The organism is Fibrella arboris (genome assembly GCF_041321095.1).
GTDB classification, from domain to species: domain Bacteria; phylum Bacteroidota; class Bacteroidia; order Cytophagales; family Spirosomataceae; genus Fibrella; species Fibrella arboris.
The window spans coordinates 32,624-56,863 of sequence record NZ_JBGGWE010000013.1 but is presented as its reverse complement, the minus strand read 5'-3'; the positions used below and the strand labels follow the sequence as shown (position 1 = coordinate 56,863).

The window sequence follows — 24,240 nt, the reverse complement described above, 5'->3', positions numbered from 1 at the left end:
GGTATGTATTGCTTTTTGCTCCAGGCTCCGCGCCCTTCGACTAGACGTCCTCGATAGGCGCCCACACCGTTGTCGCTTGCCCGCCGTTGTCGCTTGCCTGTGGCGAGTGACCCTTAACTGTAGGGCCTCTGGCCCGGTGGTTACGTTTACCTGGGTTAACTAAAACATTCGTTTCTCAGCTACCACCGGGCCAGAGGCCCTACAGTTAAGGGTCACTCGCCACAGGCAAGCGACAACGGTGTGGGCGCCTGTCCGGGACGCGTACTCGAAGGGCGCGGAACCTGGAGCAAAAAGCAATACATACCTGCTGAAAGAAACCATGTGGATGCAACGTACCTGGAGTAAATCATATAGTGCTGAATTAACGTACTTATAGTCAATTCTGATCCATACTGGCTACTAAAATGTCAATATAGCATTATAAGGCGTAAATGAAAGCATATCGTCAGCGGGCAGAAGGCTCTATCTTTGTGTCATGAATTCATCTGCTCAACCGATTCAGGCGTTTACCCGGCATCTCTCTGCCTTTTTTACTGACGTACAGGCCCGTGCTGTTGGTTTGGTGTTTGCGTCCGAGAGCCTGGTCTTTGGAAGCTGGGTGGCCCACATTCCGCATGTAAAGGAGGCCTTATCACTGTCTGATGCCCAACTGGGCATGACTCTTTTCGCGATGCCGGCCGGCCTGATCACCATGAATCCGCTCACGGCCTGGATCGTGGGAAGGCTGGGGAGTGCCAACGCCTGCTTTTGGGCGGCCATTGCCTTATGCTGTAGCCTGCTCATACCCGTCAACGCCACCAACGTACCTATGCTGGCGTTTGGTTTATACATGGTCGGGCTGTGTAGTGCGCTGATCAACGTAGCGATGAACACACTGGCAACAGACGTTGAAAAAGCGAACAAGATCGTCATTATGTCGTCGTGCCACGGGATGTGGAGCGTAGGGGGAATTCTGAGTTCGCTCATCGCCGGTATTGCCCTTGCCAGTCATGTGCCACCGGGGCTGCATGTGGCCGGTATCGCCATCGCCGTGTTGCTCGTCACCTTCCTTGTTCGTCCTACGTTGCTATCGATTCCGGTGGTGCCGCCCGAAAAGTCGGCTTCGTTTGTGCGGCCCAACATTGATTTGCTGCTGATGATTTTTATTGGCCTGGCCGTAGCGATGGGCGAGGGGCTGGCCTTCGACTGGAGCGCCGTCTATCTGCGCGATTCGCTGAAAACGACCAGCCAGGTGGCGGCACTGGGCTTTGGGGCCTTTTCGCTGACAATGACGTTGGGCCGGTTCATGGGCGATGCCATTATTCCCCGTATCGGGGCCAAACGCTGGTTGTTGCTCGGCGGTCTGATCGGTGCGGCTGGTCTGGTACTGGCTGTCGTGGTTCCCGTGCCTGCCGCAGCGCTGCTTGGCTTTGCGCTGCTGGGGGCTGGTAGTTCGCTTGGAGCACCGATCCTGTACTCAGCTGCCTTACGCATTCCGAATATTCCACCCGCTGCCGGACTGGCTACCTTCGCTACCTTTAGCTTTATTGGCTTTCTGGCTGGTCCACCGCTAATCGGCTTCATCGCCGAGGGGTTTGGCCTGAACTGGGGCCTGCTCTTCGTTGCCTTTATGCTACTCGGCTCAGCACTCGTCAGCCGGTTTGTTACCTTATTTTAAACAGGTCGTCAGTTAATAGCGCTCCGCTCACCTTGACCAGGTAAGGCAGCAGCGCAACGATCGACTTCCCAACGACTCCCTTCCTCTATGCTCAAAGCAGTCATCTTCGATATGGACGGCGTTATTGCCGATACCAACCCGCACCATCAGATTGCCTGGCGGAAATACTACGAACAACACGGTCGGACTCTCTCTGATGCCGAATTCGTGGAATACGTATCGGGCAAGCATAACCGGGCTATTCTAGGGCATCTCTTCCCGGATCAGGCTGTTGATGTGGCTGATTTCGATCGGCTTGCCGACGAAAAAGAAGCCTTGTTCCGCGAAATCTATGCGCCTGATATTGTCGCTGTTCCGGGGCTTGTTTCTTTTCTACAAGTATTGAAGGAACACGGTATTAAAACAGCCGTTGCCACTTCAGCACCCGTGGAAAACCTTGATTTCGTGATGGATGCGCTGGCGCTACGCCCGTACTTCGATGAATTGCTGCACGAAAAACTGGTCACGCGGCCCAAGCCTGACCCAGAGATTTATCTGAAAGCAATGGCAATGCTGGGCGTATCGCCCGAAGAATCGATCGTGTTTGAAGATTCGATGACGGGTGTGAAAGCGGGTCGGGCAGCGGGTGCCCGCGTTGTCGGCGTAGCTACCACGCACACGATCGATGAGCTGACCGACGTGACCAACGACGTGATCACCGACTTCACGGAAATGACCTGGGAACGATTGGTTAAATAAGCGTCAGGTTTCAAGGGCTTCGCTAATCTACGATGTGATGGATTAGCGAAGCCCTTGAAACCTGACGCTTATTTAACCAACCTCACCTGATCCCCAACACGTACCTGGCCGCCCTGGATGACGCGGGCGGTGATGCCACCGTGGCCGCGCAGGGCGTTGTAGCCGCCTTCACCGAGGGCGGTCTCCATTTTAGAACAGGGATAACACTCACCCGTATACTCCAGAATTACCTCGTCACCCAGTCTGAATTGCTGTCCTTTTAGCGCCAGCAGATTCAGGCCTGACACCATGATGTTGCGGCGTAGTAGCGCCGGGTCAATAGCCGGTTCGCCCACAAACGCGGCAATGGCTGGCAGGTGTTCGGCCTGAATAAGGGTGATGTGGCGTTTGCCATTCTGCCCTGAATAATGGTCACCCAGTAGGCCTTGTTTCTCCGAAACGGTCACCTCCATAACAGGCGTCACCGGTACGTTCCGCTGGGGGCGAAGGCTGATCCAGTCAACACGGCCGGGGTGGGCGACAGTGGTGAAAAGCTCTTTTATATTGGCAGGCATAGGGGCTAAGGGGCTTATACCGACGGAGCAAACTCCAGGTTCACATCGGTTTTTTGCCCGTCGACGGTTGTATTCTGGCGAATGATCAGCTGGGTACGTGACAGGGCGATGATGGGGAAAATGCCTGCAAAGCCCGTCACGTTGACGTCGAGTGCTTCGTTGTTCTGTACCAGATACCAGGTGCCACCGTTGATGATCTGCTTCGTGCTCCGGTCGATGGCGCGGGCCACATTTTTATCCGTAAACTGAATGTCGGCAAAATTCAGGGCCAGTGCACCTACGCCCAGCCGGTTTACGGCTATGATGGTGCCGTTGGTATCGGTGATCCGGGTGAGTCGCCAGTCGTTGGCGACGAGCAGGTCGGCACGAGCGGCGATGGTCTGGCTCACATCGTCTTTTTTGCAGGAGACCAGGCCCGTTTCCGCAACGGTGAGTAGACCCAGAACAAGCAGTGATTTAGCGAGAAGTCGATAACGGATCATAAAATGGCGGCTGACGGGATTTTTTGCTACTTTACTAACTGAACGAACAGAATAGAGGTTTCACGTATACTATCGCTTCTCAACACATTGTCAAGATGAAACGGCTCCTTCTCATCACTGCCTTGTGCGGATTTTCAGTCGCCTGCACCACGACCCGGCCAACGCCAGGTCATCAACCCGCCGATGAAACGGAATACTATGTACAGAGTTCACCAATGGAGGAACTGAACCGACGTATTCTGCCCGATCCGATCGGTGGCTTAGGGCACAGTACCGACGCGCAACTCAGTGTGACCGATATTCGGTTAACAGCCAAATATACAGTCCTTTACCTAACATTCGACCATACTAAAGGGCAATATGGAAGCGCATCAACGAGCCAGATTTCCATTGATCCCAAGTCGAAACTGGTATCAGCTGATGGGAACGAAACGTTTGCGTTTGTGAAAGCAGAAGGCATCCGGCTGTCGCCCGATCATATTGATGTGCAGGCCGGTACGAAAGCTAAATTCGTCCTGTACTTTGAACGGCTCAGACCCGGAATCGACGAGTTTGCCCTCTTTGAATGCAAAGACTCGCCGGGCCTGACCTGCTGGAATGTGACCGACATGCACGTTGACAATCCGGCGGCTCAATAAACTAGTGAGTTGTGCCAGCGTCGGTATTTAATCGTTCGGCAGCGGCAAAAATCTGCCGGGTTAGCGCAATGGCTTCGACCTCACCCAGCTTATCGGTGAATTTTTCCCAGTTTGCCTGCCAGGCGTCGGTCACTGCCGGAGCCAGTTCTGCCCCTGACTCAGTAGCGAAGACCTTCGTGTTTTTACCCATTGTTTCCCGACGGGCCAGCCCCTTACTTTCCAGTTTTTCAATTAGCCGGGTAATTGTCGAAGGCGAGAGAAAAAGCGTTTCGCTCAGGTACGTCGGTGTTTTCCCCGGATGTAACGCAATCTCACTCAGCAGATAGGCATGGGAGTAAGAAAGCCCCATCTTGGCAAATTCACCGTCGCCAATAGCCGTCACAGACCGCGCAAGTGCATTGGCTGCAAACAGCAGACAGGCACCAAAACGGGTGGGGGGCACCGCCGCTGCCTTTGGGCCTGATCCCGGCAAATCTGTATGTGGGGCAACTGTTTCCATGCTACACTAACAATCTGTCTGAAGAATCCGTTTACCGGCTACTTTGAGGGCAGGTGCACCTCCGCCATCATGCACCGGGCCGAACCGCCACCATTGGCTTCTATCGTGGCCAGGTCGAACGTTTGTATGGTGGCATAATCATCCAGCACGTCGATTTGCTTGTCAGTGAGCGACTGGTGCGCCTGTTTCGACATGATGAGCAGCTTTTGGCCACGGGTCGTTTGAACCAGCAGTATGTTACCAGCAAAGGCATTCATTTGCTCAAGGGTAATTTCGATCACCCGTTTTCCCAGCCGCTCCAATTCCTGCCTGACCATCAACCGGTCGTCGAGGTTCTGAATAGCCTGCAAACAGACTACTGCAAACGAGTCGCCAATGCTCATCAGCACGTTGGTATGGTACACCGCCTGCCCGGCCTGATCAACCGCGTTGAAGAAAACAGTGCGGTAGCCCGTTTGACGGCTAAACTCAGCCAGCACATCCGGGTGCGTACGGGGGGAAAGGCAGGCAAAGGCAACGCGGCTCATCCGGTCGAGCACCAGGCTACCGGTGCCTTCCAGGTACTTGCCTTCGTTTTCAAAAGCCGTCAGATCAACTAGTTTGGCCACATGAAACCGTTGCGCCAGTTCATCGATGATATCCTGCCGACGTTCGGCCCGTCTGTTTTCGGCCTGCATGGGATATAGCACGACCGTACCGCTGAAGTGAAAGGATACCCAGTTGTTCGGAAAAATCGAATCCGGGGTGTGGGGTTCAGGGGTATCGTTATAGACCATCACGTCTACGCCACTAGCCCGTAGCTGCCGAACCATCTCATCAAATTCGCGCTGGGCGTCGGCCTGTGCCCGCTCAAACGGCTGGTTAGCCAGGGAAGGGTCCTGAAAGGCATTGGAATCGGCTGTTTGCTCGTTGAAGCCAAACCGAACCGGACGGATCATTAACAGGCGCGACGTAGTTTGTGATTGCATAATTTAGTCATAAGTGGCTGATTCGTAAGTCGTAAGTGCTTCGCTTTATTAAAACCCTATCGGGTTAGCTTCGCTGGATAGTAATGCAAGATACTCTACGCAGCCTGTTTGCTCAATGAACGGATTAATCCATTAATCATTCGCGATAGCTCTTCAGAACGAATGATCAGGCTATCTTGTTGATATTGAGTTATATAGCCAATTCGCAGCGCTAAATAGCTCATTGATTTTACTTCGTTTCCAGCAGCCCTGGAACTACTGAGAAAACGAATAAGCTCAGCGCCGGAGCCTCTATCGAACCCTTCAGACATGTTGTTTGAAATAGAAACAGCCGCCCGACAGATTTGATCTTTAAAGCCGAAATCTTTGCTCTCACGAAAGGTCATGTAGATAACAACTGCCAGATCCTGAGCTTTTTGCCAAACTACTAAACCGTCAAATCGAGTTACGCGCATTTTATGGTAGCAGTTAGGGAGTACTCCGACAATTTATCAAAAAGTCTGAACACCCTACTCCCGCGACAGCCACTTACGACTTATCCCGCAGTAAGGGTAAACTCATGCAGTGACTCCCGCCACGGGCACGGCTGAGCTCGGCAGATGGCAGCATGATGAACGTATTTTCGATGGTTTCCGGCGAGGACACTCCCTGCTCGAAGCGGTCGAGGATGGCTGCCGCCGTCAGCACGTCGAACCCCGCCTGCCTGAACGCTTCTGCTGTGTAATCATTGCGGTCGTAGCCAACTACGACGCCGTCTTTCAACGCCAGCAGATTACAGGAGTCGGTCCACTGCTCGCGGGCACCAAAAGGAAATTCGTTGTTGCCGGAGTAGATGAACCGCACCGGTTCAGCAGCGCCCAAATCATCGACGCTAATTTTCGTAAGCAGGTCTTCCAGGTTGTCGATCTGAATGGGTTTATGTTCCTGCCCCCGGCTGAACTGACGGATTTTAAGGTCTTCCGACAAATCTTTCGGGGCAAAAAAGTGCATGACGTCGCGCTTTTTGGCTTCATCGCCGGTGCGGGCCAACGTACCCAGCAGCACCCAGACATTGCGTTTTACCTGGGTGAAAATGGTATCGATGTGCATGTAATCGCGCTTCTTGGGGATCTTCACGATGGTTACCGTGTCGACCAGCTCTTTCGCAAAAACCAGTTGCATGACTTGCTGGGCTGCGTACAGGGTCGTTCGTTCGCTGCAACCGATGAGCAGGTGGCGAGGGGCGATCATCATCACATCGCCGCCTTCCAGGGTCGACCGGCTCAGGTCACGCGAGGTGTCGGAATCGGGCAGGAGGAAGGCGTGTTCATTGTCGGGAATCTCAATGATCTTGTCCTGGTAATCGGCGAAAAGCGAATGGTTGAAAAAGATGTACTGGGCCAGCAAGGCTTCGCGGGTACGTGCCTGTTTGGCTGGCTTGTTCAACAGGATGTGGTCATTGATGATGATACCGATATCGCGTGTAAAGATGAAATTCGGCAGCGGCGCAAACAGCATTGTTCGGTCGGGTAGCGAACCGGAGATCAGAATTTTGGCCAGTTCAACAGCGTCTACGTTGACCAGTTGTTGCTGCGTTTTGAACGAAGTACGTTCAATACCACAGATGGCCGCGATGAGCTTCATCCGAATCACGTCATCGGTAAGGATATCGGAGAGCAGACACTGAATGTCGATTACTTTATCGGAGGCAAAATAATCGGGGTGATCAGGCTTAAAGAAACCACGGTCGGTACCGGGGGCTAGCTGGGCTACGCGGCCCTTTATTTTGTCGGGATCCAGAAAGTAGAGCAGCAATTTCACGTAGAAATCGTACTCATCGCGCCGCATCATATCCAGGTTGACGATGTCTTCAAACAGCCAGTCCTGCGCTTTTGAGGGAACCACCTTACCCAGACCACGATCGGGGCTATGGATCAGCAACCGCCGGAGCGTGCCGATTTCAGAGGAGACACGAATAAAATCAGCGGGGGCGGGTGGGGTTTGGGGTAGCATACGAACGTGAGTCAGATTAGCCGCAAGGTACAGGATTGCGCCGTAACCAGATGACGGTCGGGCGCCAGCCGCAAGTGAGCCAGTGGTCTTAACAAACCGGGTTGTTATTGGTTAGGTAGGTAGATGCTCCTGCGGGAGCGAGTCTAAGTTTCTTTTCAGATTTCGAACCACTCAAACACGATTATGCAACCCAACATTGGCCTTGAAAAGGACGTACTGAAGCAGGATAACGAGCTACTCAATGCGTTTCTAGCTGACTTACACGTATTATATATCAAAACGCGCAAGTTCCACTGGGACGTCAGCGGTCCAAGTTTCAAAGAATACCACGAGTTCTTCGAAGAGCAATACAAGGAGCTTGAAGAAGAGATCGATCTGGTGGCCGAACGTATTCGGCAGCTGGGCGGGCGGCCGCTGGCTACTATGGCTGACTTCATTAAGACATCGAGCCTCAAAGAAGACCATGATGGCCATATCAAAACGCAGGAAATGTTTAAACGCCTGCTGGCCGACCACGAACAGGTTATTCGGGAACTGCGTGATGATGTGAAAACAACAGACGAGGAACTCGAAGATGCCGGTACTGCCGATTTCCTGACCGGGCTGATGGAGGCACACGAAAAAATGGCCTGGATGCTCCGTAAATACCTATCTGACGAGCGGGGGTAAGCGCCGTAGCCAGTTCAACGTAATACGGTCTGAAAGGCTGTCTGGTAGCAATCAGGCAGCCTTTTTTGCTGGCTCATCTGGTGGGCATCGGGTCACAATGCCGCCGGCATCGTTTCTTTGTACCATGAACGTATGGCCCCACCCGCTGCCCCATCTGACCGATAAGGCACTACTGTTGCTCAAAAACCTGATTGCTACCCCGTCGATGAGCCGGGAAGAAGGGGCAACGGCGGAATTGATTGAAACCTACCTGCGTGAATATGGTATTGACAGCCAGCGGGTAAGCAATAACGTATGGGCAAAAAATCGCCACTTCGATGCCCAAAAGCCAACGTTGCTGCTGAACTCACATCATGACACGGTAAAACCCAACGCCTCGTATACCCGCGACCCGTTCAGGCCAACTGTCGAGAATGGTAAACTGTATGGTTTGGGAAGTAATGATGCTGGTGGTTGTCTGGTAAGTTTGCTGGGTACGTTCGTGCATTTTTATGAACGCACTGATCTGGCGTATAATCTGGTCATCGCTGCCAGTGCCGAAGAAGAAATCTCAGGGCGGGGCGGCATCGAGCTACTCCTGCCGCACCTGCCGCCAATCGACGTGGCGCTGGTAGGCGAACCCACGCAGATGCAACTCGCTATTGCCGAAAAAGGACTGATGGTGCTGGATTGTACGGTTCAGGGCAAGGCTGGTCATGCCGCCCGCGACGAAGGCGAGAATGCCATCACGAAAGCCATGCCCGATCTGCATTGGTTTCAGACCTACCAATACCCCAAAGTCTCGCCTTTACTGGGACCGGTGAAGCAGTCCGTCACGATCATCCAGTCGGGTACGCAGCACAATGTGGTGCCCGATACGTGTACGTTTACCGTCGATGTGCGGGTAACCGAACAATACACGCTCGAAGAAGTGCTCGACATTGTCAGGGCCAACGTTCGGGCCGACGTGGTGCCGCGTTCGGTGCGGTTGCGGCCGTCAGGTATTGCCGTCGATCATCCCCTGGTGCAGGCCGGGCTGGCGCTGGGGCGCAGCACGTACGGTTCGCCGACGCTGTCGGATCAGGCGTTGCTGCCCATGCCTTCGCTGAAGTGTGGTCCTGGCCATTCCGAACGGTCACACACCGCCGATGAGTTTATTTATATCCGGGAAATAGAAGAAGGTATGGCCGGGTACGTGGCCATGCTCGAAGGGCTGGTGTTACGCTAGCTTATAGGCGCCATCCCTTACCAGCAATTGCAACGGTTTCGGCTAAAACAGACTCCTTTGCGCATGAACGCTTCACGATCTATCTCACTCATTATGCTGCTGATGGCAGCAATCCCCGCCTGTTCGCAAGACTCCGCGATGGTCGTAAAGCCAGTACCAGGGTCAAAAGTCTACGATCATATGCCTGTCAGAAAGGGGCGGGGGACTGCTATGCCCATGCCTGGCCCGCGTTACCTGTCGCGGCAGGAACTTAGAGTGATACCAATACGGCCCGATACGCTCCGTCGTCGGCCGAAGCGGGATTCAACGAAATAACGAGTTTCAGAGTCGCGACCACCCATCCCATTATTTAGCCGTTTGTCTAAATAAGGGGACGGGCTATTCAGGTAATTAGACATTTGTCTAACTATTTAAATGGTGGCCAATGAACGCGCTTTTCAAAGCCCTGAATGATCCGACCCGTCGCCAGATGCTTGACCTGCTGCGAAGGGGTGACTTAACGGCGGGCGAAATTGCCGATCAGTTTCAGATCAGCAAGCCCAGTATCTCTCATCACCTCGATTTGCTACGGCAGGCTGGGCTGGTTGACTCGACAAAAAACGGGCAATTCGTAACCTATACACTCAACACCACGGTGCTGGATGAACTGCTGGCCTGGCTGATGAACTTCACTGGCTCATCATTGCATAACACCTCACCGCCTGATTCAGAGCGCCATCCGACTAACGAATCTCTATAACTGTCTCTAGTTGACTATTTCTACTGCTTCTTGTCATGGAAAAATTATCGCGTACTTCGGAATGGCTTATTGTGTTCCTGACGCTTTTACCTTTAGTGTATCTGGCCTTTATCTGGCCTGCTTTACCCGTTGAAATACCCACCCATTTCGATGCCGAGGGCCATCCGAACCAGTACAACGGCAAGACCGCGCTGGGCATTGGCCTGCTCATCTATTCGGGCCTTATGTATGGTCTGCTTCGTATTTTACCATCGATCGATCCTAACAAACGCCTGAACTCGGCGAGTTATGCACGTATCCGGTTCACGTTGACCCTCTTCCTGTCGGGCCTCGCCATCCTGATCCTGTACATCATTCAAAGTGGTAAAACCGGCTCGATTGTGTCTGATTTGATCGTGTCGGCTGTGTTCTTACTACTGGCGGCGATGGGTAATGTGATGTTGACTGTACCGCAGAACTATTTTGTTGGTATCAAAACGCCCTGGGCCTTGGCCAGTAAAGAAAACTGGCGCCGAACACACAGGATGGCCGGAAAGCTGTGGGTGTTTGGCGGGCTGATCGCCTTTGTGCTGAGTCTTTTTTTGCCACCGGCCGCCAAATCGGTCTTGACCATCGGGGTAGTTGTTGTACTGGCGGTGGTGCCTTACGTGTATTCGTATCAGCTGTTCAAACATGGATTGGTCGTGCTGTTTATGCTGATAGGTACGTCGCTGTATGCGCAAACTGAAGAGACGGTCCAGTATGCCATCACTCAACCTGCCGGGGTCAGTATAACGCTGGAAGGCACGCTGACACTGCCTGCAAACCTGAAGAAAGCGGTGCCGGTCGTTTTGTTAGTTGCCGGTTCCGGCCCCACTGACCGCAATGGGAACAGCAATCTGCCTGGCTATCAGCAGATGAACATGCTTCGGCAGTTGGCCGACAGCCTGACCAAACGTGGGGTAGCCGTGTTGCGCTACGACAAACGGGGAAGCGGCACCAATGCAATGCTGTACGCTATCCGAATGAGTAAAACCAAACCCGATTTTAATGATGGTGTGGCCGACGCCATCGGTTTTATCCGGCAGCTACAGGCCGACAAACGCTTTTCGTCGGTAACCGTGGCCGGGCATAGTGAAGGATCGCTGGTCGGTTTACTGGCGGCAACGCAGGCGAAAGCACATCGGTTTATCTCTATCGCGGGCGCCGGTCAGAACATCGCTGAGATTGTGAAGGGGCAGTTTGCTAACGGTGGTGTGCGGGGCGAGATGCTGTCAACGGCTATGAGCGACCTCGATTCACTGAAAGCCGGGCAGTTTGTTCGGCAACCGCCCGTGTTGCTGCTGTCGTTCTTTTCACCTGGCGTGCAACCGTACCTTATTTCCTGGATGAAGTATGACCCGTCGGTCGAAATCAAGGCGTTTGAAGGGCCGGTAATGCTGATACAGGGAAAACGGGATATTCAGGTGGCCGTGGGTGAGGCAGAACGCCTGAAAGCCGCTCGCCCCGATGCAAAACTGGTCTTCTTCGACACGATGAGCCATATTCTGAAAGAAGCCCCCGTTGAGCGATCGGCGAATATGGCTACCTACAATGACCCCAAACTCACGATTCTGCCGACCGTGGCTGATACCATCGCCGATTTTGTGAAGAGAAGGTAGCTGACGATTGGGGCAATGGGGAATGGAGATACCAGGCACTTAACCGATTAACGTAACTGGGAGGCGCCCAGCCGCCATTGTGCGCCAGCCAGTTACCTAATTCACTTCCCGTTCCTGTTTGTATTTCACGGCTAGCCCTTCCAGTGAGTAGCCGTTGGCCGTTGCGGTGGTGAAATATTGATAGCGGACATTGATCAGCGCATCGGCCCCCAGGCGTTTGGCCTGTAGGGTGAGCTTCCCCATCAGGACATCTTTGTCGAGCATGGTGTTGCCCCGGCTTAACATACGCCCCCCTCTGATGCGCTGGTTTGCCTGAAGGGGCACCTCGTCGCTAATCGACAGAAACTTTAGCTCATCGTACGATCGGCCGGGCTGCTGATCTGCGTAAAACAGGTCAACCGGGTATTTGGGACCCGTTGAAATCGGAATGGCGGGGCGAAAACAACCCGATAGCAGGAAAGGCAGCAGCAAAAGGCAGCTAAAAATAGATCGGCGAAGCATAGCGAAACGATTGGTTCAGGTACGTTCTCAACGGCTAGCGGTCGGGTAAAGTTGCCAGGACCTCACTGACGACACGCGGGTAATGGGCATACTCGAGGGCATGTACTTTCGTGGCTACATCGTCGGGCGAGTCGGCCGGGGAAACAGGGCAAACGGCCTGAAAAATGATCTGTCCTTCATCGTAGCGTTCGTTGACGAAATGGATGGTAATGCCTGATTCGGTTTCGCCCGCCCCTACAACAGCCTCATGCACATGATGACCGTACATGCCTTTCCCTCCGAATTTCGGCAATAGAGCAGGGTGAATATTGATGATACGCCCAGGAAAGGCCTGCACCAACGTGGTCGGAACCAGCCACATGAACCCGGCCAGCACAATCAAATCAATGTGCTGGTCTGTCAACAGGTGCACGACCCGATCGCTGTCTCGAAACGCAGCCCGGTCAAACACGACAACAGGTACATGCTGTCCACAGCCGAACCCTCGCCGCGACCGGTCGATGACCCCTGCCTGTGGATTGTTCGTCAGGATCAGTACGATCGATACATCGGTCTGAGCCGAAAAATAGCGGGTAATTTCTTCGGCATTACTGCCTGAACCGGAAGCGAAAATGGCGATGCGTTTCAATGAGCAGGAAATAAGTTAATGGGTATGCGGCGTAAAGGTAAAAGGCTGGCGTCATTGATCGCCGTCAAAAATTGTTAACCCTGCGCCCGTACTGGCTCCGTTGCTTGTGTTTCGGCAATTTTCGCTACGGCTGTCGTTGCGGTTCACGCCACCCTCTCTACTTTTGCACTGTCTTTAGCGACTTTCCATGCTCACAACCCAACGACTGACCTTTTCGTACGCACCGACTAAGTCCTTTACGTTTCCTGATGTGCATTGTGCCGATAGCGATGCCCTGTTGATCCTGGGTCAGTCGGGGACTGGGAAAACCACGTTTCTGCATTTGTTGGCGCTCTTGCTGACGCCTGAATCAGGCTCGGTGATCATTAATAAGACAGACCTGACAACGCTCTCTGCTGCCCAGACGGCGGCGTTCAGGGCGGCCAACGTAGGAATCGTTTACCAGAAGCCCCATTTCGTTAGCTCCTTGTCGGTGCTGGATAATCTCTTACTGGCGAATTACCTGGCTGGAAAAACACAGGCGAAAGCCCGGGCTCATGAACTGGCAGCCCAGCTGGGCTTCTCCGAGCATCTGGGCAAGAAAACGAACCAGATGAGTCAGGGAGAGCAGCAGCGTGTGAGCATTGCCCGTGCTATGATGAACCAGCCCGCCGTAATTCTGGCCGATGAGCCAACCTCGAGTCTCGATGATGACAACGCCAATCGGGTGATTGCACTCCTGCGTGAGCAGGCGCAGCAAATCGGGGCCAGCCTGATTGTGGTCACCCACGACCAGCGCTTGAAAGATGCTTTCACTAATCGGGTAAACCTGTGAGAAAAATCCTGCTATTCGTGTTGTTGTTGCCGTTATTCAGCCTGGCGCAAAACCGCAAAGGTGCTGAGGCCGCATTCGGCCCGAAAAAGAAAAAAGACTACCTCGTTACGCTCACAACCAGTTTTGGGTTGATGCACTTTATCCTGCATGATGACACACCAAAGCATAAAGCCAACTTTATCCGTTTGGTCGATAGCTCCTATTATGATGGGCTACTTTTCCACCGGATCATCGAGAGGTTCATGATCCAGGGCGGTGACCCTGACTCACGGACGGCTGTGGCAGGGCAGCCGCTCGGTAATGGCGACATTGGTTATCTGGTGCCTGCCGAGCTGACTCCCTCCCTGTATCACAAACGCGGGGCTATTGGCGCCGCGCGCAACGACCGGCCCGACAGAGCGTCGAGTGCGGTGCAGTTCTACATGGTGCAGGGGCGTGTCTGGAATGAAGAAGAGCTACAGAAACAAATTGATCGGGGGCGTGCCCGAGGCTCGGACCGCACCCTCACCGATGAACAGAGACAGGCTTACAAAACGATTGGTGGCACGCCGCATCTGGATGGTAACTATACTGTTTTCGGGCAGGTTATCGACGGATTAGCCGTTATCGACAGTATTGCCAAACAGCCCCGCAACCCTAAAGACCGTCCACTCGCCGACATTAGAATGACGATGAAAGGCGAGTGGATGAAGAAAAAGAAGATCACCAAAAAGTATGGATATGCCTATCCGTAACCAGGCAAGCATAGTCAGCAAGTAAACACGTACATTGCTACCACACAGATTTTTATGAAGATTCTCATTACGGGTGCAAATGGATTGTTGGGACAGAAATTGGTTGGCTTATTGGCCAATCAGTCAGATGTTGAGCTGGTTGCTACTGCCCGTGGCACCAACCGCCTGCCTACGGCTACTGGCTATACGTACCTGGCGATGGATATAACCGATCGCCAGCAAGTGCTCGATGTGATTGCCCAGGTACGTCCCGACGCGGTAATCCACGGGGCAGCCATGACCGATGTCGATAAGTGCGAGCTGGATAAAGACGGTTGCTGGGCACAGAACGTGACGGCAGTGGAACACATCGTCGAGGCTTGTCGGGCCGTTAATGCGTTTCTCTGCCACGTCTCCACCGATTTTATTTTCGATGGGTCGGCTGGACCTTATACCGAAGCGGCAGAAGGGAACCCGATCAGCTTTTACGGCTGGAGCAAATACGCCGCCGAAAAAGTAGTGATCAACTCCGGCCTGGACTGGGCCATTGCCCGGACGGTGCTCGTTTACGGTATTGCCCATGACATGAGCCGCAGCAACATCATTCTCTGGGTGAAGAAGTCGCTCGAAGAAGGGAAAACGATCAAGGTAGTAACCGATCAGTTCCGGAGTCCGACGCTGGCAGAAGACCTGGCCGCAGGTTGCGCCCTGATTGCCCAGAAACAGGCAACCGGGATTTTCAATATTTCGGGTAAAGAAGTATTGACCCCGCATGAGATGGCAATCCAGACGGCTGATTATTTTGGCCTTGATAAGTCGTTGATTACCGAAGCAACCGCCGCCACGTTTACCCAAACGGCGCGTCGGCCACCGCGAACAGGGTTCATCATCGACAAAGCCCGTACAGAACTGGGCTATAAGCCACACAGTTTTGGTGAAGGCATTGCCTTATTGGCCAACCAGATAGCAAGCCGGTAGGAGCGGAGTGCATGGCGAAGAACAAACCGAAATATTACGTAGTCTGGCAGGGCCGGGAAACGGGCGTCTTTGATAGCTGGGAGGTCTGTAAAAAACAGGTCGAAGGCTTTGATAAAGCCCTGTTTAAATCGTTCGATAGTAAGCATGAAGCCTTGAAAGCCTATACCGACAACCCGCGCAGGTACGTTGGAAACAAGCCTAAAACGGCCCCGCAACTAAAGCTGTCGGATCTGCACCGTCCGCCCATCGAAGCGAGTGTGGTGGTCGACGCCGCCTGGAATACGGCTACCGGCGACATGGAGTATCAGGGGATTTACCTGCCTACCCGCGAGAAGATTTTCCACCGTGGCCCCTATCACGACGGGACCAACAACATCGGCGAGTTTCTGGCCATCGTGCACGCACTCGCCCTGCTTGATCAGCGACAGAGCAACCTGCCTGTTTATTCAGATTCGCGTACGGCCATCAGCTGGGTGAAAAAACAAAAAGCCAACACCAAGCTGGACCCCACTTCCCGAAATGCTGAGCTGTTTGAGCTCATCGAACGCGCTGAAACATGGCTGAAGACACACCGCTTCGCCAATCAGATCCTAAAGTGGGAGACTACTGAATGGGGTGAAAACCCCGCCGATTTTGGCCGGAAGTAAGCAGGCTAAGTGAATCCAGGTCGGCTGATGGTTGACTTATTCCCGTAAATTTTCTTTTTCGCGATCCAATTGCAGGAGTAACCGTAGGAATAGGCGCTGAGGGCAGGACTGGCGATCCAATCAGTACCCTTTTGAAATCGTCTAACGGCCTGTTTATCATGGCTTCGGCTTTGCTTGCCAGTATTATCTTGGTGAAATTAGCCAGCGGGCCTTTACAAATCCGTAATAAAGCCCTACGTTTGCAGTGGCAAATCGGTGCTACCAGCTCCTGCTGAATCCCCCAGGTCCTGACGGAAGCAAGGGTAGGTGGTCGTAGCGGTGAGACATTCGATTTGCCTTTTTTTTTGCCCTTTCCTCAACCCATGCAGGTACTCGATACCCTCACCTCGACGTTCACACGCACGTTTGGCGAAACACCTACGCTGGTTCAGTCGCCCGGTCGCGTTAATCTCATCGGCGAACACACAGATTACAACGAAGGCTTTGTATTACCCGCTGCGATCGACAAGGCGATTTATCTGGCCGTTAGTGCGCGTACAGACCAGAAGCTGCATTTCGTATCTGCCGATTTAAACAGCACCTTTCAGGGGAGTCTGACCGATATTAAGCGCAGCTCGAAAGGCTGGGCCAACTATTTGTTGGGGGTAATCGAGCAGGTGCAGAAAGAAACGGCACTCCCAGGTGGGCTAAATGTGGTGTTTGGCGGTACTATTCCCATCGGCTCGGGGCTTTCTTCGTCGGCGGCGCTCGAAAATGGCGTGGCAGTAGCGCTGAACCATCTTTACAAACTCGGTATGGAACGGGTCCCGATGGCCTTACTGTCGCAACGGGCCGAGAACCAGTTCGTTGGTGTGCAGTGTGGCATCATGGATCAGTTTGCGTCGATGATGGGGCGCGACGGACACGTAATCAAACTCGACTGCCGTTCGCTGGAGTACGCGTACGCACCATTGGCCATGGATGGTTTTCGGATTGTGCTTTGCGATTCCAGAGTGAAACATTCGCTGGCCTCGACGGAATACAATACCCGTCGCGAAGAGTGTGAAGCTGGAGTGGCGATGCTGAAGCCTTTTTATGGCGATCAGGTACGTTCCCTGCGCGATGTCACCATCGATATGCTGAATCAGCACGTACGGGATCAGGAACCGCTGCTGTACAAGCGTTGTGCCTATGTTGTGCTCGAAAATCAGCGGTTGTTAAATGGGGTGGCTGACCTGGAAGCGGGACATATCGAAGCATTCGGGCAGCGCATGTATGAATCGCATGAGGGATTAAGCAACTGGTACGAAGTAAGCTGCCCTGAACTGGACATACTCGAAGATATTGCCCGGGCTCACCCGGGGGTAATTGGTGCCCGCATGATGGGTGGCGGCTTTGGTGGTTGCACGATCAACCTTGTTCGTGAAGAGGCACTTGCTGATTTTGAGCAGGTTATGAAACAAAAATACGCCGAGCGCACCGGTAAGCAAACGCTGCTGCACGAATGCCGCATCGAAGAAGGCACCCACGTAATTAACTAGTCGACTGCATTTTAGGAGGTCGTTTAAACCAAGTAATCTGTCAGAATACTGCAGTTAGATACTAGCAAACTGACTTACTTTTGCAGGACGATATAACTCTACATATACTACACACATGAAATTTTTCATTGATACCGCCAATCTCGCAGATATTCGTGAAGCACAGGATATGGGCATCCTGGATGGGGTGACCACTAACCCTTCGCTAATGGCTAAAGAAGGCATCACGGGTAAAGACAACGTGATGCGCCACTACAAACAGATCTGTGAAATTGTGGAGGGGGACGTCAGCGCTGAAGTGATCGGCACTACGTTCGACGAAATGGTGAGCGAAGGCGAAGAACTGGCCGAACTCGACGATAATATCGTTGTGAAAATTCCGATGACCCGCGACGGCGTGAAAGCGCTGAAATATTTCTCGGAGAAAGGCATTCGTACGAACTGCACACTGATCTTTTCCGCTGGACAAGCGCTATTGGCCGCCAAAGCGGGGGCCTCGTATGTCTCGCCGTTTGTTGGTCGCCTGGATGACATCTCGACTGATGGCGTTGAACTGATCGAGCAGATCGTGACCATTTACCGGAACTACGGCTACACTACAGAAGTGCTGGCCGCGTCGATTCGGCACCCCATGCACGTGATTCAATGCGCCGAGATCGGAGCCGATGTAATGACTGGCCCGCTAAGCGTGATGACTGCGTTGCTGAACCACCCCTTGACCGACATTGGTTTGGCCAAATTCCTCGCTGACCATAAAAAGGCAGGAACGGCGAAATAAAAAGTTTACAGTTTTCTGGCTGCTGTTTTCAGTTGCTATGCGATATTGACGAAAGGTATTACAGCGCAGCAGCTGAAAACAGCAGCCAGAAAACTGTAAACCCTCTTCTACTATGTTCAACTCCGATCCTGTCCTTTCGCTTCATCAGGCTGATATTTATCAAGGTACTAAGCTGGTGCTCGGCGATGTATCATTTGATATTTTCAAGGGTGAGTTTGTCTACCTGATCGGGCGGACGGGTAGTGGCAAGTCGTCGCTGCTCAAAACCCTGTACGCCGATTTGTGGCTACAGCAGGGGAGGGGGAAGGTAGCCGGGTTTGCACTGGATAAGATGAAGCCCGCCGATGTGCCTTTCTTACGGCGTAAAATCGGTATTGTCTTCCAGGATTTTCAACTCTTTTTTGACCGGAATGTAGAAGAGAACCTGAAGTTTGTACTGAAAGCGACGGGCTGGACCGACAAAGCCAAAATGAGTAACCGCATCTCGGAGGTACTCATGCAGGTTGGCATGGGTACACACCAGAAACGGATGCCCCACCAGCTGTCGGGCGGTGAGCAGCAGCGGATCGTCATTGCCCGTGCCATGCTGAACGAGCCACTGATCCTGATTGCCGATGAACCAACGGGTAACCTCGATCCCGGCGTAGCTGATCAGATTATGGGCGTTTTCACCCAGATCAACAATGCAGGCACGGCCATTCTGATGGCCACCCACAACTACGACCTGATCCACAAATTTCCGGGACGCACCCTGCGTTGCCAGGATGGTCAGGTGATTGAGCTACACGGCTGATCGGGCCACTCAACTGCTTATAGTTTCTCGAAGACCAGCCGGTAGTGGTCCATGATTTCCCGCTCGAAACAAACGCGGTTGGGACTTTTTCGGAACACATCGATCAGCCCTCTGAACGACGGGTTCATTAGTAAGCGGGGGAGGAGTGAGGCATAGAGCGCGTACTTCGCCAGCTTAAATTCCCTGAAACGTTTCCGCCATTGACCGATTGTTTCGATGTAATCGAGGCGGCCGCTGCTTTGAGAGACAAGTTTAAAATGCGGTGCCGCATTCCGAATAACCTGCTCGGGGCCATAAGGCAGCTAGGAGCCGGGAAACTGCGCGATCATCAGTGCCAGATGATACGCGTCAGAATCCTGGTCGGCATCCAGACTAACTGCTTCGAAAGGAGGCATGTTTCTGCCAAAAACCATCGTCTGCATGTAAAAACGGCCACCAACGGGTAGCAGGTCATTCAGCCGATGAAAAAAATCGGTATACACAGCATCTTGCTGGCCAGCCTGCCACTGTTCGATGGAGCAAAAATGCTCCAGCCCACCAATGCAGCTGACAGCATCGAACGTACCGTAGTCGGCGGGAGTAAGGGTGCGGCAGTCTTTCACGTCGACCGTCAGGCCATTCTGCCTGCAAGCCTGCGCCTGCCCTGTCGATAGGGTTACGCCCCGGGCAACGGCGCCTCTTCCCTTGATATACGTCAAAAATGGCCCCCAGCCGCAGCCCATATCCAGCACCGACGTACCTGGACCAATACGCAGGCTGTCTGCAATGAACGTATGTTTTTGCCGCTGGGCTTCTTCCAGCGTAAGTGAAAAATCGCCGTTGTACATGGCCCCGCTGTAATCGCCGGTCTCGCCTACGCTCAGGCGAAAAATTCGGTCGATAGTGGAGTAGGTGAAATCCAGGTCCTGCTGCGTTGCCATGGGAGAGGGTTGATTGGTTAATCGGTTGACTAGTTGATTGTTAGCACATTGCTTTCGCTGGGCCCTTCGACTAGGCGGGGATCGCAGCGGCGAACCGGCCTAGGCGAAGGGCCCAGCGAAAGCAATGTGCTAACTGCCAATTAGTTACAGAAAGGAGATACGTCTGTTATCAAGCAGAATAAGCATGGGCCTGCCCCATTTTCTTGAGCATGCGATAATGAGAACCGAGCGCCGAGAAGAACGTGGGGTTCTCCAGGTAGGGGAGCTTGAACTCGTGCGCTGTCTGTTTCACAATGACCGAGATGGCCGGATAATGAATATGGCAGATCTTGGGAAACAAATGGTGCTCGATCTGCCGGTTCAGGCCACCACAGAAAAAAGTGGCAAGTCTGCTCTTCGGGGCAAAATTGGCCGTTGTCTGTAGCTGATGCACAGCCCATGCCTCTTCAATCGTGCCCGATGGCGTAGGCACCGGAAAGGAAGTGCCTTCAACAACGTGAGCCAGTTGAAAGATTAAGCCGATCATCAGGCCTTCGGCTATGTGCATGATCACAAAGCCAAGAAGAATCTGCCACCAGCTGAAGTCGAGGAGCAGTAAAGGCAGCACAAGGAAGGCCACATAATACGCCGCTTTGTACAGGAATAAGTTGACGTATTCCCGGCGTGGATGCTGGCTGTTGTCGTGTTGCCCAATTTTCTTTTTGAAAAATTTGATATAGTCTTTGCGGAGCACCCACGACAGGGAGGCCAGCCCGTAGAGTGGGAAAGCATAGAGATGCTGAAACCGCTGCCAGGGCTTATGAGGCTCGTCGGCGTCGAGGCGGACGAGGCCGGGCGCCACTTCGATGTCTTCGTCATGCCCCGGAATATTGGTGTACGTATGATGCACTACATTGTGCATAATGCGCCAAAGGTATGGGCTGGCGCCAACCAGGCAGAAACTTCGGCCAAGCATCCGGTTGATGCGGCTTTTGGCAGAAAAAGCGTCATGCAGCGCATCGTGCGACACGTTGAAGCCAATGAAAGCAGCAAACAGCCCTAATGCAGTGGCCAGTCCGAGTGTAACCCAGCCGCTAAACTGATTTGATAGAATCAGACCGTAGAGGGCAGCGTAGGTGACCAGAAAAAAGACAGCCTTTTGCCACATAGCCCCATTGGCATGGGTCGACAGCTTTCGTTCGCTGAAGTACGCATCGACACGGCGACGAACGGTAGCAAAAAATTCGGTTCGGTTAAGCGGGGTAAATTTGAGGCTCACTGCCCCTTTGTTCATTGTGTTTACCATACTACAAAGTTGGCAAACGGGCACTGCCGGGCTTATGATAGAATGGGCAGGAACGCAGATAGCGATCACGCACGCAGGTGACGGTTATCATGGGGCCCCCTGATGACACGCAGTTTTTAGCGCCTGAGCCGCGCCAGCTTTTCCATATTCAGCAGGATAATCTGACCGCCCGATAGATCAATCAGTCCCTCGGTCCGCAGGTCGCTGAGTGTTCGGATAACGGTTTCGGTCGACGCCCCAACAAGGTCTGACCAGTTTTCACGTGATAGGCTCATGGCTGGCGAACGGCTGGCCGTTGAGGCAGGAGGCAACGGATAAAACTTTTGCTGGACCATGAGTAGTGCCTCGGCAACGCGTTGACGAACAGACTGATAAGCCAGTTTTACCAATCGTTTCTCGCGTTCGGCCACATCATCGGCCAGCAACCGGATGAAGTAGCTGGCCACGTCGGGATTATGATCGATCAGGGTAAAGAATTCTGATTTTGGCACGGCAACCACTTCGGCATCTTCCAGTATTTCGGCCGACTCACGATGGGCTTTCTGTTGAAGCAGGGCCAGATAACCGACAAAATCGCCTGGTCCAGACAAGGCAGTGATGTATTGGTTACCAGCGGTATCGGTCTGAAAGCGTTTGACCTGACCTTTTCGAATAAAGTAGATGGCCGCCGGAAAATTGCCTTCCGCGTAGAGTAACTGCTTTTTCCTGAAGTGAACAGATGGGTACGTGTCGATTGTGGGGGACTGGGCACTGGTGGGTGCCATGACAGACCCCAATAGCATCGCCAGCCCGTCGACGTTCTGCTGTAGTCGTGTTTGTTCGCCCTTTCGAAGGCGCAACTCCACCGCATTGAGCAACGCAATATCGTCGAACGGTTTGGTCAGGTAATCGTCGGCCCCCAGGTTCATGCCCGATCGGAAATCGGCTACGTTGGCTTTGGCCGTCAGAAAAATAAAGGGAATGCTGGCCGTAGCGGGGTCTTTACTGATGATATGCAAGACGCCGTACCCGTCGAGCTCAGGCATCATGATGTCGCATAGAATCAGGTTTGGGGCTACGGAGCGGGCAAGTTCAACACCTTGTTTACCATCAGCGGCCTGCACCACCCGGTATTGGGCAAGGGCAAGGATCTCGGCAATGTTCTCGCGTACCTCTGGGTTGTCTTCGATGACCAGGATGGTTTTCATGTCGCTACAGCCGTTAAAGGCAGGTGAATCGTGAATACGGTGCCTTCATTCAGTTGGCTGGTAAACTGTATGCTGCCTTCCAGCAGATCGACATATCGTTTGACGAGGTAAAGGCCCAGGCCCGTTCCCTGGATGTGGATGGCGTTTCGGGCCCGGAAAAAATTGGTGAACAGCTTGTCCTTATCGACGTCTGGAATACCGATGCCGTGGTCTTTCACCGCAATGACCAACTGGTTGTCGAGAACAGCGCTGGTTAGCTGAATATCGGTATCATCGCCGGAGTATTTACTGGCGTTGGTGAGCAGGTTGAGCAGGATATTCTTGAGCAGTTGGCCATCGATGTTGACCTCAGAGGGGCCCGCAGTATGGTCATAATGGAACCGCTGGCTGGGTCGGGCAATCGCTTTGGCATCGTTGATCACATCCCGGCAAAATTCGGCCAGATCGAGCTGGAACGGATGGTTGCCAATCGTAGCCTGATCCATCTGGCTGATTGACAGGAAGTCGTTCAGAATACGCGTCAGGCTGTTTACGGCTGCCTTAATCCGCTGTACATGGCGTTCTCGTTTGTCCTCTTCAGTCTGGCTGTTATAGCGGCCAATCAACGAGGCGGACGACAGGATCGTCATCATGGGCGTTCGGAATTCGTGCGACGCCAGGGTGACAAAATTCGATTTCAGATCGTGCAGCTCACGCTCGCGGGTCAGTAGCTGGGTACGTTCAGCGTCGTTATAGCGCTCCTGAACAGACCTGCGTTCGGCCTCGCGGAGAGCGGCACGAAGTTGCTGTATCTCGGCATGACAATCGGCCAACTGTTGGGTCAACTCCCGGTTAGCTTGCTCCAATTGAGTAAGTGAATTGGCAGCGTGGTCTGCGTTGCCTGTGAGATCGGCATTGGTATCGTTCATTTGAGCCGTTTATCGTCAGGCTGCCTCCAGCAATTGGGCTACAGACGACTAGTACGTGAACAAAGGTCTGCGTTCGAAATCATTGAGGCTATGATGGGTATCAACATGCCACATGATAGTTAGTGAACGGGAGGAAGCAGGCAGCGATCACTGGGCCTGCCCACTGATCAGCGCGATCAGCATCTCTCTGATTCCCGCCACTGGCCTATTCGATTCAATGGCTTCCAGCAGGGCGGTTTGCTGTACCTGCTCACGGGGCGACAAAGGGTGGTGGGTTACATCCTGTGCCAGTACCAGCACACCGTCATCCGACTTGAGGTACAACTGGTTATAACGGCCAAGTAGCCCGTCCAGGTGGTATTCCTCAATGTACTGCGACGGTTGACCTGTATAAACCACGTGCGTCAGCCGGTCGAACATACCGGACTGGATCACGTCTGGCGCGAGAATAGTCAGTGGCTGGCTTAACAGGTCTTCTTCCGGATGACCTGTCAAGGCTTTTTGCATTGAGTTGGCGAACAGATAGATAAAATCTGAAATCCGGTGAGCGTCGTTACGAACGGCTTTTAACAGGGCAACACCCGTTGGTGCCGTGCCAATAATGGTAGCTATGGGGTCGGTTGCGAGCCACGTTTGTGAGAATAGGGCAGCTTGTGAGTGACCGGAATGTTCCTGAGAAAATGGGTGCATGAGGCTACCTGACCAGACTAAATGGGCGTCAGATTACTAGATTAGACAGTATAGCGGAGGGTAGGGGTCCCGCTAACAACCAAAGTAAGTAAGGA

27 protein-coding genes are annotated in these 24,240 nt (G+C 53.2%); 14 read left to right on the top strand and 13 right to left on the bottom strand.

Annotated features, from left to right (window positions below):
- Window positions 1-475: 475 nt before the first annotated feature.
- Together ACAW75_RS20685 and ACAW75_RS20680 are read left to right on the top strand one after the other, a co-directional pair.
- The gene (locus tag ACAW75_RS20685) at window positions 476-1,657 is read left to right on the top strand and encodes an MFS transporter (RefSeq protein WP_370730657.1); all 1,182 of its coding nucleotides are present in this window, start codon (window positions 476-478) and stop codon (window positions 1,655-1,657) included.
- An 87-nt stretch (window positions 1,658-1,744) separates the two neighbouring features.
- Complete coding sequence (locus ACAW75_RS20680; RefSeq protein WP_370730656.1) at window positions 1,745-2,395, top strand: HAD family hydrolase; 651 nt, start codon at window positions 1,745-1,747, stop codon at window positions 2,393-2,395.
- A gap of 68 nt (window positions 2,396-2,463) precedes the next feature.
- Here ACAW75_RS20680 and ACAW75_RS20675 read toward each other — a convergent pair whose 3' ends face one another.
- Window positions 2,464-2,949 carry an MOSC domain-containing protein gene (locus ACAW75_RS20675; RefSeq protein WP_370730655.1) on the bottom strand — a complete coding sequence of 162 codons (486 nt, stop codon included), beginning with the start codon at window positions 2,947-2,949 and terminating at the stop codon, window positions 2,464-2,466.
- 14 nt (window positions 2,950-2,963) lie between these two features.
- Window positions 2,964-3,431: a hypothetical protein gene (locus ACAW75_RS20670; RefSeq protein WP_370730654.1), complete on the bottom strand. Its 468-nt coding sequence runs from the start codon at window positions 3,429-3,431 to the stop codon at window positions 2,964-2,966.
- A gap of 95 nt (window positions 3,432-3,526) precedes the next feature.
- Between ACAW75_RS20670 and ACAW75_RS20665 the strand changes: the two genes are divergently transcribed.
- A complete protein-coding gene (locus ACAW75_RS20665) occupies window positions 3,527-4,069 on the top strand; it encodes a hypothetical protein (RefSeq protein ID WP_370730653.1) in 543 nt (180 codons plus the stop codon).
- Window position 4,070: 1 nt separating this feature from the next.
- Here the strand turns inward: ACAW75_RS20665 and ACAW75_RS20660 are convergent, their stop codons facing one another.
- The 4 genes from ACAW75_RS20660 to ACAW75_RS20645 all read right to left on the bottom strand — a co-directional run bounded on the left by ACAW75_RS20660 (window position 4,071) and on the right by ACAW75_RS20645 (window position 7,528).
- Window positions 4,071-4,568 carry a MarR family winged helix-turn-helix transcriptional regulator gene (locus ACAW75_RS20660; protein ID WP_370730652.1) on the bottom strand — a complete coding sequence of 166 codons (498 nt, stop codon included), beginning with the start codon at window positions 4,566-4,568 and terminating at the stop codon, window positions 4,071-4,073.
- A 38-nt stretch (window positions 4,569-4,606) separates the two neighbouring features.
- On the bottom strand, window positions 4,607-5,536 hold the full coding sequence (gene ctlX, locus ACAW75_RS20655) for a citrulline utilization hydrolase CtlX (RefSeq protein WP_370730651.1): 930 nt from the start codon (window positions 5,534-5,536) through the stop codon (window positions 4,607-4,609).
- Window positions 5,537-5,631: 95 nt separating this feature from the next.
- Window positions 5,632-5,991, bottom strand: a complete 360-nt coding sequence (locus tag ACAW75_RS20650; RefSeq protein ID WP_370730650.1) for a four helix bundle protein — start codon at window positions 5,989-5,991, stop codon at window positions 5,632-5,634.
- Window positions 5,992-6,064: 73 nt separating this feature from the next.
- A complete protein-coding gene (locus ACAW75_RS20645) occupies window positions 6,065-7,528 on the bottom strand; it encodes an arginine deiminase family protein (RefSeq protein WP_370730649.1) in 1,464 nt (487 codons plus the stop codon).
- A gap of 183 nt (window positions 7,529-7,711) precedes the next feature.
- Between ACAW75_RS20645 and ACAW75_RS20640 the strand changes: the two genes are divergently transcribed.
- From ACAW75_RS20640 to ACAW75_RS20625, 4 genes are all read left to right on the top strand, one after another.
- The gene (locus ACAW75_RS20640) at window positions 7,712-8,197 is read left to right on the top strand and encodes a Dps family protein (RefSeq protein ID WP_207327739.1); all 486 of its coding nucleotides are present in this window, start codon (window positions 7,712-7,714) and stop codon (window positions 8,195-8,197) included.
- Between the two features lie 124 nt (window positions 8,198-8,321).
- Complete coding sequence (locus tag ACAW75_RS20635; RefSeq protein ID WP_370730648.1) at window positions 8,322-9,404, top strand: M20 family metallo-hydrolase; 1,083 nt, start codon at window positions 8,322-8,324, stop codon at window positions 9,402-9,404.
- Between the two features lie 424 nt (window positions 9,405-9,828).
- Complete coding sequence (locus tag ACAW75_RS20630) at window positions 9,829-10,143, top strand: autorepressor SdpR family transcription factor (RefSeq protein WP_370730647.1); 315 nt, start codon at window positions 9,829-9,831, stop codon at window positions 10,141-10,143.
- 35 nt (window positions 10,144-10,178) lie between these two features.
- Window positions 10,179-11,783, top strand: a complete 1,605-nt coding sequence (locus ACAW75_RS20625; RefSeq protein ID WP_370730646.1) for an alpha/beta fold hydrolase — start codon at window positions 10,179-10,181, stop codon at window positions 11,781-11,783.
- A 96-nt stretch (window positions 11,784-11,879) separates the two neighbouring features.
- Here the strand turns inward: ACAW75_RS20625 and ACAW75_RS20620 are convergent, their stop codons facing one another.
- A complete protein-coding gene (locus tag ACAW75_RS20620; RefSeq protein WP_370730645.1) occupies window positions 11,880-12,284 on the bottom strand; it encodes a hypothetical protein in 405 nt (134 codons plus the stop codon).
- Between the two features lie 34 nt (window positions 12,285-12,318).
- Window positions 12,319-12,912 carry a phosphoribosylglycinamide formyltransferase gene (purN, locus tag ACAW75_RS20615; RefSeq protein WP_370730644.1) on the bottom strand — a complete coding sequence of 198 codons (594 nt, stop codon included), beginning with the start codon at window positions 12,910-12,912 and terminating at the stop codon, window positions 12,319-12,321.
- Window positions 12,913-13,099: 187 nt separating this feature from the next.
- On the opposite strand from purN, the gene ACAW75_RS20610 reads away from it, so the two are divergent.
- The 7 genes from ACAW75_RS20610 to ACAW75_RS20580 all read left to right on the top strand — a co-directional run bounded on the left by ACAW75_RS20610 (window position 13,100) and on the right by ACAW75_RS20580 (window position 19,155).
- Window positions 13,100-13,726, top strand: a complete 627-nt coding sequence (locus ACAW75_RS20610; protein WP_370730643.1) for an ATP-binding cassette domain-containing protein — start codon at window positions 13,100-13,102, stop codon at window positions 13,724-13,726.
- Window positions 13,723-14,460: a peptidylprolyl isomerase gene (locus ACAW75_RS20605; protein ID WP_370730642.1), complete on the top strand. Its 738-nt coding sequence runs from the start codon at window positions 13,723-13,725 to the stop codon at window positions 14,458-14,460. The genes ACAW75_RS20610 and ACAW75_RS20605 overlap by 4 nt, the downstream gene beginning before the upstream one ends.
- 54 nt (window positions 14,461-14,514) lie before the next feature.
- Window positions 14,515-15,417 carry an SDR family oxidoreductase gene (locus ACAW75_RS20600; protein ID WP_370730641.1) on the top strand — a complete coding sequence of 301 codons (903 nt, stop codon included), beginning with the start codon at window positions 14,515-14,517 and terminating at the stop codon, window positions 15,415-15,417.
- An 11-nt stretch (window positions 15,418-15,428) separates the two neighbouring features.
- Complete coding sequence (locus tag ACAW75_RS20595; protein WP_370730640.1) at window positions 15,429-16,064, top strand: ribonuclease H1 domain-containing protein; 636 nt, start codon at window positions 15,429-15,431, stop codon at window positions 16,062-16,064.
- 362 nt (window positions 16,065-16,426) lie between these two features.
- A complete protein-coding gene (gene galK / locus ACAW75_RS20590) occupies window positions 16,427-17,584 on the top strand; it encodes a galactokinase (RefSeq protein ID WP_370730724.1) in 1,158 nt (385 codons plus the stop codon).
- 115 nt (window positions 17,585-17,699) lie between these two features.
- Window positions 17,700-18,362 carry a fructose-6-phosphate aldolase gene (gene fsa / locus ACAW75_RS20585; protein ID WP_370730639.1) on the top strand — a complete coding sequence of 221 codons (663 nt, stop codon included), beginning with the start codon at window positions 17,700-17,702 and terminating at the stop codon, window positions 18,360-18,362.
- A 112-nt stretch (window positions 18,363-18,474) separates the two neighbouring features.
- Window positions 18,475-19,155 carry a cell division ATP-binding protein FtsE gene (locus ACAW75_RS20580; protein ID WP_370730638.1) on the top strand — a complete coding sequence of 227 codons (681 nt, stop codon included), beginning with the start codon at window positions 18,475-18,477 and terminating at the stop codon, window positions 19,153-19,155.
- A gap of 302 nt (window positions 19,156-19,457) precedes the next feature.
- Here ACAW75_RS20580 and ACAW75_RS20575 read toward each other — a convergent pair whose 3' ends face one another.
- From ACAW75_RS20575 to ACAW75_RS20555, 5 genes are all read right to left on the bottom strand, one after another.
- Entirely contained in the window at window positions 19,458-20,075 is a 618-nt protein-coding gene (locus tag ACAW75_RS20575) for an SAM-dependent methyltransferase (RefSeq protein ID WP_370730637.1), read from the bottom strand.
- A 169-nt stretch (window positions 20,076-20,244) separates the two neighbouring features.
- Window positions 20,245-21,360: a fatty acid desaturase family protein gene (locus ACAW75_RS20570; protein WP_370730636.1), complete on the bottom strand. Its 1,116-nt coding sequence runs from the start codon at window positions 21,358-21,360 to the stop codon at window positions 20,245-20,247.
- 116 nt (window positions 21,361-21,476) lie between these two features.
- Window positions 21,477-22,547 carry a response regulator gene (locus ACAW75_RS20565; protein WP_370730635.1) on the bottom strand — a complete coding sequence of 357 codons (1,071 nt, stop codon included), beginning with the start codon at window positions 22,545-22,547 and terminating at the stop codon, window positions 21,477-21,479.
- The gene (locus tag ACAW75_RS20560) at window positions 22,544-23,455 is read right to left on the bottom strand and encodes a sensor histidine kinase (protein ID WP_370730634.1); all 912 of its coding nucleotides are present in this window, start codon (window positions 23,453-23,455) and stop codon (window positions 22,544-22,546) included. The genes ACAW75_RS20565 and ACAW75_RS20560 overlap by 4 nt, the downstream gene beginning before the upstream one ends.
- Window positions 23,456-23,602: 147 nt before the next feature.
- Window positions 23,603-24,145, bottom strand: a complete 543-nt coding sequence (locus ACAW75_RS20555) for a nitrogen regulation protein NR(II) (protein WP_370730633.1) — start codon at window positions 24,143-24,145, stop codon at window positions 23,603-23,605.
- Between the last annotated feature and the right edge of the window lie 95 nt (window positions 24,146-24,240).